This window comes from Verrucomicrobium sp. 3C, from assembly GCF_000379365.1.
GTDB lineage: Bacteria > Verrucomicrobiota > Verrucomicrobiia > Methylacidiphilales > Methylacidiphilaceae > Methylacidimicrobium.
Genome location: NZ_KB901878.1, coordinates 53,842 through 62,415, shown reverse-complemented (window position 1 = coordinate 62,415; position 8,574 = coordinate 53,842). Strand labels below are relative to the sequence as shown.

The 8,574-nt window shown below is 60.0% G+C and carries 9 protein-coding genes and 3 pseudogenes; 10 read left to right on the top strand and 2 right to left on the bottom strand.

All coding sequences use genetic code 11. From position 1 onward, the window contains the following. The 8 genes and pseudogenes from A37A_RS20305 to A37A_RS0114205 all read left to right on the top strand — a co-directional run. Positions 1–1,572: M20/M25/M40 family metallo-hydrolase (locus tag A37A_RS20305; RefSeq protein WP_196799652.1), on the top strand; the 1,572-nt coding region annotated here is incomplete at its 5' end. 840 nt (positions 1,573–2,412) lie between these two features. Further along, the gene (locus A37A_RS0114235) at positions 2,413–2,934 is read left to right on the top strand and encodes a hypothetical protein (RefSeq protein ID WP_155996711.1); all 522 of its coding nucleotides are present in this window, start codon (positions 2,413–2,415) and stop codon (positions 2,932–2,934) included. A 213-nt stretch (positions 2,935–3,147) separates the two neighbouring features. After that, a complete protein-coding gene (locus A37A_RS0114230) occupies positions 3,148–3,561 on the top strand; it encodes a VOC family protein (RefSeq protein ID WP_026195859.1) in 414 nt (137 codons plus the stop codon). A gap of 175 nt (positions 3,562–3,736) precedes the next feature. Continuing rightward, positions 3,737–4,198 carry a hypothetical protein gene (locus tag A37A_RS20300; protein WP_155996710.1) on the top strand — a complete coding sequence of 154 codons (462 nt, stop codon included), beginning with the start codon at positions 3,737–3,739 and terminating at the stop codon, positions 4,196–4,198. Between the two features lie 645 nt (positions 4,199–4,843). Further along, a complete protein-coding gene (locus A37A_RS17760) occupies positions 4,844–5,341 on the top strand; it encodes a rhodanese-like domain-containing protein (protein WP_018292151.1) in 498 nt (165 codons plus the stop codon). A gap of 48 nt (positions 5,342–5,389) precedes the next feature. Continuing rightward, positions 5,390–5,515 (top strand): annotated as a pseudogene (locus tag A37A_RS22115) (integrase); the annotation flags it as partial. A 62-nt stretch (positions 5,516–5,577) separates the two neighbouring features. Beyond that, positions 5,578–5,940, top strand: a complete 363-nt coding sequence (locus A37A_RS0114210; RefSeq protein WP_018292150.1) for a type II toxin-antitoxin system RelE/ParE family toxin — start codon at positions 5,578–5,580, stop codon at positions 5,938–5,940. Further along, the gene (locus tag A37A_RS0114205; RefSeq protein ID WP_018292149.1) at positions 5,940–6,260 is read left to right on the top strand and encodes a helix-turn-helix domain-containing protein; all 321 of its coding nucleotides are present in this window, start codon (positions 5,940–5,942) and stop codon (positions 6,258–6,260) included. The genes A37A_RS0114210 and A37A_RS0114205 overlap by 1 nt, the downstream gene beginning before the upstream one ends. A 108-nt stretch (positions 6,261–6,368) precedes the next feature. Here A37A_RS0114205 and A37A_RS0114200 read toward each other — a convergent pair whose 3' ends face one another. Together A37A_RS0114200 and A37A_RS21625 are read right to left on the bottom strand one after the other, a co-directional pair. After that, complete coding sequence (locus A37A_RS0114200) at positions 6,369–6,611, bottom strand: hypothetical protein (protein ID WP_018292148.1); 243 nt, start codon at positions 6,609–6,611, stop codon at positions 6,369–6,371. A gap of 42 nt (positions 6,612–6,653) precedes the next feature. Continuing rightward, a pseudogene (locus tag A37A_RS21625) lies at positions 6,654–7,653 on the bottom strand (IS3 family transposase); the annotation flags it as partial. 251 nt (positions 7,654–7,904) lie between these two features. Between A37A_RS21625 and A37A_RS18625 the strand changes: the two are divergent. Both A37A_RS18625 and A37A_RS20840 read left to right on the top strand, forming a co-directional pair. Further along, positions 7,905–8,159 carry a hypothetical protein gene (locus A37A_RS18625; protein WP_018291828.1) on the top strand — a complete coding sequence of 85 codons (255 nt, stop codon included), beginning with the start codon at positions 7,905–7,907 and terminating at the stop codon, positions 8,157–8,159. A gap of 60 nt (positions 8,160–8,219) precedes the next feature. Then, positions 8,220–8,574: pseudogene (locus A37A_RS20840) on the top strand (hypothetical protein); the annotation flags it as partial.

Sequence of the window (8,574 nt, the reverse complement as noted above, 5' to 3'; positions counted from 1 at the left end):
ACCGCTGGCGTTACCACCAGTAGCCGCTCCGAGTGCTTCCGGCTGGAGCAATCGTTGCCGGGTGGAGATCACTCCCTCCCCACTGGGCGATGCACCCTTTTCACGGCGCACGAGGGATGCAGGTTAGGGGTTTCAGTTCCTTTCCTCTCGTGTGCGTCGATCGGCGGGCAGGCCGTCACCCCGGTCGATCTCCCTCGGCACCGCTTCGGCCGGGGGAGGGGCAAGGGCGGCGCTTTCCTCTTTGACAGCACCCCCTGGATTCGGCAAAACCAGTCGATCATGCCTTCTTCCGTCTCTTCTCCCATCGACTGGGATCGCCTGGGCAAGGAAGCGCTGGAGATCCTCCAAGCTTACATTCGGATTCCCTCCGTGAACCCTCCGGCCGACACGAGCCGGACGGCTGAATTTCTTCAGAAGATTCTGGAGAAGGACGGTTTCTCTCCCCGGCTCTATCGCAGCGGCTCCGGAGGAGAGCGCAATCTCCTCGCTTGCCTCCCGGGAAGAGACCCGACTCGCAAGCCTCTCCTTCTGCTCAATCACATGGACGTTGTGCCGGCGGATGCCTCGCGGTGGAAGATCCCGCCGTTTGCCGCCGAGGTCCAAGATGGTTTTCTCTGGGGTCGGGGAACCCTCGACATGAAAGGGCTGGGCATCCAGCAGCTCATGGCCTTCCTGGCACTCAAACGGGTAGGAATCACCCCGCCTCGGCCGATCCTTTTCCTCGCCACGGCCGACGAGGAGAGCGGAGGGCAGCACGGCATCCGCTGGATGATCGAAAACCATTGGGAGGAGATCGAACCCGAGTATGTTCTCGATGAGTCAGGGCTCTGCACCCGCGATCTCTTTCCTTCCTCCAAGCTGGTCTTCTTCGTACAGGTGGGAGACAAGCAGCCGGTTTGGCTCCGGCTGCGGGCGATCGGGCGGCCGGGCCACGGCTCGATCCCGACCAACAACGATGCGCCGGCAGTCCTCTTGCGCGCGGTCAACCGGATCCTCGAGCGAAAGGAGTCGGGCCATCCTCCCGCCATCGTGGAGGCGATGGTCGCCCGGGTCGGGGCGCCGCTGGTCCCCCATCCCTTCACCGAGTCGATCCAGCGAAACTCAGTAGCCTTGACCAGCCTCGCGGCGGGCGTCGGCAGCCCAGCTAAGATCAATGTGATTCCCTCGGTCGCCGAGGCCACCTTGGATTGCCGGCTTCTTCCCGGGGTCGATCCGGCGGAGTTTCTCTCCTCGATCCAGGCTGCGGTGGCCGACCTACCGATCTTCGTCGAACTCGCGAACGAGGTGGCCGATCCAACCCCGCCGAGCCGATGGGACACTCCCCTCTTTGCAGCCATCGAGCGGACCGTCGCCGTCCACTATCCCGAGGCGGTGGTGAGTCCGCTCCTTAGCTCAGGCTTCACCGACTCGCGCTACCTGCGCCAAAAGGGAGCCGTAGCCTACGGCTTCATGCCGATGATCCTCGATGCGGAAACCGCCTGGAGCGCCCACTCCGATTCCGAGCGGATCCCGGTGGCCGAGTTCCAGCGGGGTATCCGCGTCTTCTTCGACCTTTTGCAGGAGGAGTTTTAGTTTCCCTTTCTATTGATTGCCCTTATCCGCTCGAGGTTTCGCGCCGAAGCGAGGTAGGTCGAGTTGCTTCCGAGCGCGTTTTGACCAAGAAAAGGTTCTGGTGAACAAGGATGGAACAAGAGTTCTGCTCGATTTGGCGGACGCGAGCGGTGCAAAGGCCAAAAAGCCGCGTGGGGAGCAAGGTTCCGCCGAAGGAGAGGCGCTGCGATTGGGATGGATTCTAGCCTGCATGTCTCCCAAGCGTTCTTCTACGGCTTGCGAAGTGGATCCGGCTGCTTCGTTGGGGCTTGATTTCCCTCCTCGCAGCATGTCGCCATACATTTCCGGGGAAAACCGGCGCCCCGCCTTCCATCCAAGGCCATTCGCCGTGCCTCGGGTACAAGCTTGATGAGACATGCAGGCTTGGCAACGCAGCACCCGAAAGCCGTAGGGAAAGAGGCCCTTCCCTGGCTAGGCGCTGCTCCGGGAGAGTTTGACACGGCGCTGAGATCTGGGCGCCGATTACCAATCCCCGGCGGAGGAAAAGACGCCGAACCGGTTCGTGAGAACAAACCCGAACGCGATGACCATAAAGAAGAAGAACAGAAGGATGAAGACCAAGATGGGGTAAAAGTTTGTCCCGCTTCCCTCGCCTCCCGAGAACGGCCATTTTGGATTGCCGACCATTGCTAAAAACTAAAATAGCGTTTCCAAAATTACAAATACAAGAATTGTCACTGCTGGAAAATTCACTTTTTCTTAGGTCTTAGGCCATGAAAGCAATCTCCATGCCACCTTTGCGGAGTGCCCATTCGGGTTTGCCGAAAGCGGATCGCTTGTGCGATTTTTGAGACCGAGCCCATGACCAATCAAGGCGAGAAAGCGGTTGCCGCTCTCCTGGCGCTGGCCGGATGGGTGTTGCTCGTCGTGGCGACAGCATCCGCCTTTTCGGTGGGCGCAACGCTTTGGCTCATGCTTGGTCACGTTCCTTTGGCGGAAGTCGCACGGGGGCTTCCCTGGCGGAATGCCGCCTGGGCTTTTGCGGCCGGAGGCGCATGGTTCGGCTTGCACAAGCTGCGCCTGCGGCTCGAGGAGCGGATCTCGGCCGAGCCGGAGCAACCGAATCCAAACGCAATGGAGGAGCGCGTGCGAATCGGTCGCATCTATCAATGGTTCCTCATCGCCGTGACTACGACCATCGTCTTGACGGCCTGGACCCTTCACGGCGTTCTGGCTTCCAGCCCCGAGCGATTCAACGAGATCCTGCTCTGGCTTCTCGCGGTTCAAGCCCTCCTGACTGCAGGAACCTTCGCCTTCTTTGCCTACGGGGTCGATATCCGGCGGCTCTTCGGGCGCGGGACAAGCCGACGGAGGGACGACTAGGCACTCGAGGTCGCCGTTGATTGGGAAGCCTCTGGGAACGCCCACTCCGATTCCGAGCAGACCTCGCTCGCCGACGTCCCGCGGGCCATCCGGGTGCGATTTGAGCTTTTACCGGAGAAGTGTTCCAGGGTAGCTCCGCCCGTGGTTTTCGCCCTTCTGGGATTGCGGCTCCTTCCGATTTCCCGCTATTTTGGCGCTCGAAAGCCAATTCCGATGCAAATCTTCCTCCTGCACCACGTCGCCCTCCCGGTCACCGACCTGGATCGCTCGAAAGCCTTCTACCGCGAGGTCCTGGGCCTCCAGGAAATTCCCCGGGCGCCCTTTTCTTTCCCGGGCGCCTGGTTTGCGCTCCCGGACGGCCAGCGCATCCATTTGATCGTCTCTCCCGGCCAGACCATGCGTGCCGGCAAGGGCATCGACGCGCGGGATGGCCACTTTGCGCTGCGGGTCGCCAGCTATTCGAAAGCGCTCGAGGAGCTTCGGGGAAAAGGATACACGCCCGAGGCGTCCGACGAGTTCCGCCGGATCAAGGTCGACCCCCATTCGGTCGCCGGCTTTCCCCAGATCTACCTCCTCGATCCCGACCGGAACTTGATCGAGATCAACGCGGAGAAACTTGATCTTTAACCCGCCTATCTCTCAAAGTTCGTACCCGAGGCGCAGCGAATGGGCCTGGATGCAAGGCGGGGCGCAGGTTTCCCCAGAAGTTGTATGACGACATACTGCGAGGAGGGCCAAAAACCCAAGACCCAACGAAGTAGCCGGGGCCATTTCGCAAGCCGTAGGAGAACGCTTGTGAGACATGCAGGCTGAGCTGCCGCCAGCCCTGGCCGCCTCCGAGAGTGGCAGCCTCCCCGGCCACCAACTCACGGGAGGAAGGGACGGAATTTTCTCCGGAATCCCGCTGATCTTCTTCCTCTTCCTCGTCGTGGCAGTCCCCGGCTGCCGCTTCGGCTCCTCATCCCCAGCAGGGGAGTACACCGGAAGCTGGAGGGAGCCCGACCAGTCGACCGTCCTCATGACCCTGACCCTCGCGGTAGACGGAAAGGCCATGATGCAGCGGACCGTCCGCTGGCCCGATGGCCGGACGGAAGCCGATTCGTGGGAGTCGGAATACCGGGTCGGGGAAGACCGGGTCCTGATCGGCTCCGAAGGAAAGGTCTATGCCGTCTTCCGCCGCCAAGGGAATGCCCTTCTCGACCAGCGCCACCTGGCGGACGGAAAACCGATCCGCCTCGAGCGCAAGGCGGCAAAGAGCCCTTGAGGCCCGGTCTTTTTGCGCGCGAGGCTCTCCTCCTTCTCCCTTGAAGTGGACCCCGGCCTTATCTAGAGGGAAGACCGCGCTCGCAATGCCCCAGGCATGCTTCTCCTTCTTTCTCTCGAGAAAACGGATAGCGGCATAGGCGCCAACCCAGGGCGAAGATTCTACATATTGTCCACCGAGGAGGAAATGGCCTGTCGCTCTCGTCGACTTTCTCAACTGGAGGATGGCATCGGCCCCATGCTCCTTCGCCAACGCCACTGCCCGGCTCCGGGCGCTGCCGAAGAGCCAAGCCCGGGTTTTGATATATCCCAGGATGATGTAGCGGCGGTTGGGAGGGCTCTGGTAGTCCATCATTCCCTCCACCTCGGTGCCCGTCCCGCTTCCTAAAGGGCCCCATTCCATCTTTTCCACCGGTATCCACTCCGAGAAGAGCGGATGGGCGCGGACTCTGAGCGGAAGAAGCGCACAGAAAAGAGAGAGTGCGAGCAGGAGTCCTTTCACGCGAGGCAACCTCCCTTCCCAGCAAAGGCCTGTCAATCGCCTTCTCCCGACCCACCTTCAGGGGAAAGTCCGCGGAATCCGCAGAAACCCTGCTGGAGTTTCTCGATTGCCGCTTTCGCGAAAAACCCGGAAAATCGAATTCGCATGATCCCACTCGCCCTCCGGCCCCCTCGGCTCCTCTCGGGTCTCGTTCTTCTGCTCTCCCTTTGGGGAACGGCTCCCCTCCGCGGGGAAGAGACCCCGATCGAGATCGCCCCCAAGGATCCCTGGACAACGAGCGACATCCTCCGACCCACGGATCTTCTGGCCTGGATGAAGAGTGGAAAACCCGCAGTCGTGATCGATCAAGTCGGATTTCCCTTCCTCTACAAGGCCGGACACATCCCGGGCTCGGTCCATGTCGGCACCGGGAAGGATCCCGAAGGGAGCGAAGCGCTGAAGAAGGCCGTTTCCGGCCTTCCCAAGGACAAGACGATCGTCCTCTACTGCGGCTGCTGCCCGTGGGATGTCTGCCCCAACATCCGGCCGGCTTTTGCCACGCTCAAGGAGCTTGGATTTACGCAAGCAAAGGTTCTCTATCTCCCCGAAGACTTCGCCAAGGACTGGACTCGCAAAGGTTATCCTACGGAAAAAGGGGAGTGAGGATCGCTGCTTGCGGCTCGCCGCCTCCATCGCCAGCGAAAGAACAACATGAAGCCAACGGGCCACAAGACCGTGACGATGTCCATGCACTACGTCCACATCGTGGACGAGCCTGTGCGGGACGCGGCCGAACTGGTGGCGAGTCGGCGGCAGGCCATCACGGGTGCGCGGAGAGGTGAAGGGTCACTGGTGGGTCGAGATCTCCGTTGTCTCTTATATCCGAACGGGTATACTTCATGTCTGAGAAACGCAAGATTCTGTACTGGGAGGGTTCCTCGAAGAAGGACTTCAAGGAATTTCCTGTCCCTGTCCAGAAAGACATAGGTATCGCGCTGTTCGTTGTGCAGTTAGGTCGAACCCCTAAGTCGGCCAAGCCTTGGAAAGGGCTAGGTTCGGGCGTGTATGAGCTTGTGGAGGATCATCGCGGCAATGCCTTCCGCACGGTTTTCACCGTGCGTATTGGCGATGCCGTGCACGTTCTGCATGCGTTTCAAAAGAAATCCAAGTCCGGCATCGCCGCGCCGCAGCCGGACGTCGAGTTGATCGAGAAACGGTTGAAGGCAGTGCTCGCGCGTTATGGTGCGGGCGGGAGATCGTGATGACGCACAAAGACCATCCTCAGGCCACCGAAAACGTGCTGGCTGACCTCGGCTTCGCTGATGCGGAAGAGCTGTCGGCGAAGGCCATCCTGGCGGTCAAGCTGAACGCGCTGATCGACAAGCGCAGCCTTAGCCAGATCCAGGCCGCTCACCTCACCGGTATGACACAGCCCAAGCTGTCTCAGGTGCGACGCTATAAGCTGCAGAACATCTCGCTTGAACGCCTGATGCAGGCGCTGGTCTCGCTAGACCAGCACGTCGAGATCGTCGTTCGGCCCGCGCGGCGGGCGCATCCTGCCGGCATTACGGTCGCAGCTTGACGCGCCGATCGAGCAGAAACCGCAATGAAATTCTCATACGAAGACCTGAGCGATAGTCAGTTCGAGACCCTGATTATTCACCTATGCCAGCGGCTGCTTGGGGTTTCTCTACAGGGCTTCGCAAAAGGACCCGATGGTGGACGCGATGCCAAGTTCATTGGAACGGCGGAACTGCATCCGAGCAAGACGGTACCGTGGGCCGGTACAACCATCATCCAGGCCAAGCACACCAACGGCCATAACCGTAATTTCTCTGAATCCGACTTCTTCAGCACGACGGCCGCGAACACCGTGCTGGGCAAAGAGATTCCCCGCATCAAGAAATTGCGCGAGACCAAGCAACTCGATCACTACATGCTGTTTGCCATCCGACGTCTGGCGGGCAACACCTCACCCCTTCAGATACACGCCCTCATGCTTGAGGCTGCGCCAGAGCCGTTCGACAAAAATATTGTCCAACGCTCGACCCCTTCCATCCATGCTAATCGCAATGCCTGCGCCCTTGAGCATGCCCGTGAACGTAGCGCTGGTGAACTGGGAGCCCTGATCGCTGTTGAAGATCTCCGGCTTCCCGTGCAGAGCCAACGCATCTTCCAGGCAATCGACGCAGAACGAGGTGTCCAGGCTGTTGCTGATCCGCCAGCCCAGTACCCGCCGCAAGTACCAGTCGATGATCGCCACCAGATCAACGAAACCTCGCAGGAGTTGGATGTACGTAATGTCGATACTCCAAACCTAATCGGGCCGGCTGACCTCCATGCCGCGCAGCAGGTAGGGATAAACTGCCTGCTCGGAATGTCCCACGCTCGTCGAAGGCCCCGGCGCCATCCCAGCCAACCCCATATGACGCATCAACCGCTGCACCCGCTTGCGGTTTGCGACATATTCCAGTCGCCCAAGAAAAACCACCATCCGGCGGCTGCCGTAAAACGGCCGACGCGTGTATTCCTCATCCATCAGCCGGCACAGCAGCAAATCCTCCTCGCTTTGCTCGCCAGACGCCCCCCGTCCGTAGAACGTAGCCCGTGCCACCCCTGCCAGTTCGCATTGCCGCACCACCGCCAGTTCCGCCTCTCGCTCTATCCAGCCTATCCGTGCCTCGCTGCTCATAGTCCGGACTTTTTTTAAGCCAGTCCAACTCCATCTTCAGCCGACCAATCTCCCCATACAGCCGATCTTCATCCGCATGCCCAACCGGCTTCGGCCCACGCTTCCCTTCAAAAATCGTCGCCGCCCACTCCAGGAGCTCTTTCTTCCAATGCCCGACCACGACTGGATGCACCCCGTACTGCTGCCCAATCTCGTTGAGCGTCTTCAACCCCCGGATCGCTTCCATTCCCACCTTCGCCTTGAACTCCGCGCTATGTGCCTTGCGCTTCCTGCCTTCGTTCATGCCATCACCCTCCCAAGATGGCAGCTTAAATCCCTGTCTCAAAATCGGGGTCCACTATACTCAGGCACTGCCAGACCGAAAGGAGCAGCTCCCGCTATGGCTCTCCTACGTCGCACCGCGCCACTCCTCGACTCTACACTTTTTTCACCGACATTGTGATTTATCAATTACTTACGGAAAGTATGTAGTACGTAAGATATGAAATAATATATCGGCGTGTATTCGTTGCGTTTGGCATAAAAGAGTACGTAATGTATTTTTGCGAGGTCAAGTCCCGGCAGAAGGGGAAGGTCTACAAGAGTTATTTCATCCGAGAGTCGTATCGGACCGAGAAAGGGCCGCGTTCCCGGACGATCTGCAACGTCACCGCGCTACCCGAAGAGGTCCGGGAGCTGATTCGATTGGGCTTGCAGGGGAAGAAGGTCGTCGAGGTCGAGAAGCTGGGACTGGAGGAGCGGTCGGACTTCGGGGGTCTGGCGGTTTTGCGGGAGGCATGGGAGCGGTAGGGGCTGGAGGAAGTCCTGGCCTCGGTGGAGGATCCGAAGAAGAGGAAACTTTTGCAGGCTATGATCTTCGGCAGGATTCTCTTCCCCTGCTCGAAGCTTTCCTTGAAGGAGGAGGCTCGGGGGACGCTTCTGGCGCAAGCCTGCTCCTTGGAAAAGAGCGAAGGATGGGAGGAAGAGGATCTCTACCGGGCGATGGATGGGCTCAATGGGGTTTGGAGCCGGATCGAGCGTGGGCTTTTCCAGAGAGCGTTTCCCGGAGGGGTAAGTCTGGTGCTCTACGATCTTTCGAGCACCTATTTTGAGGGAGAGGGTCCGAAGGGGTTGGCTCGCTACGGCTACAGTCGGGACCATCGGGATGACCGGCCGCAGGTGCTTTTGGCGGTGGCGACCGATGCGGAGGGGATCCCGATCCATG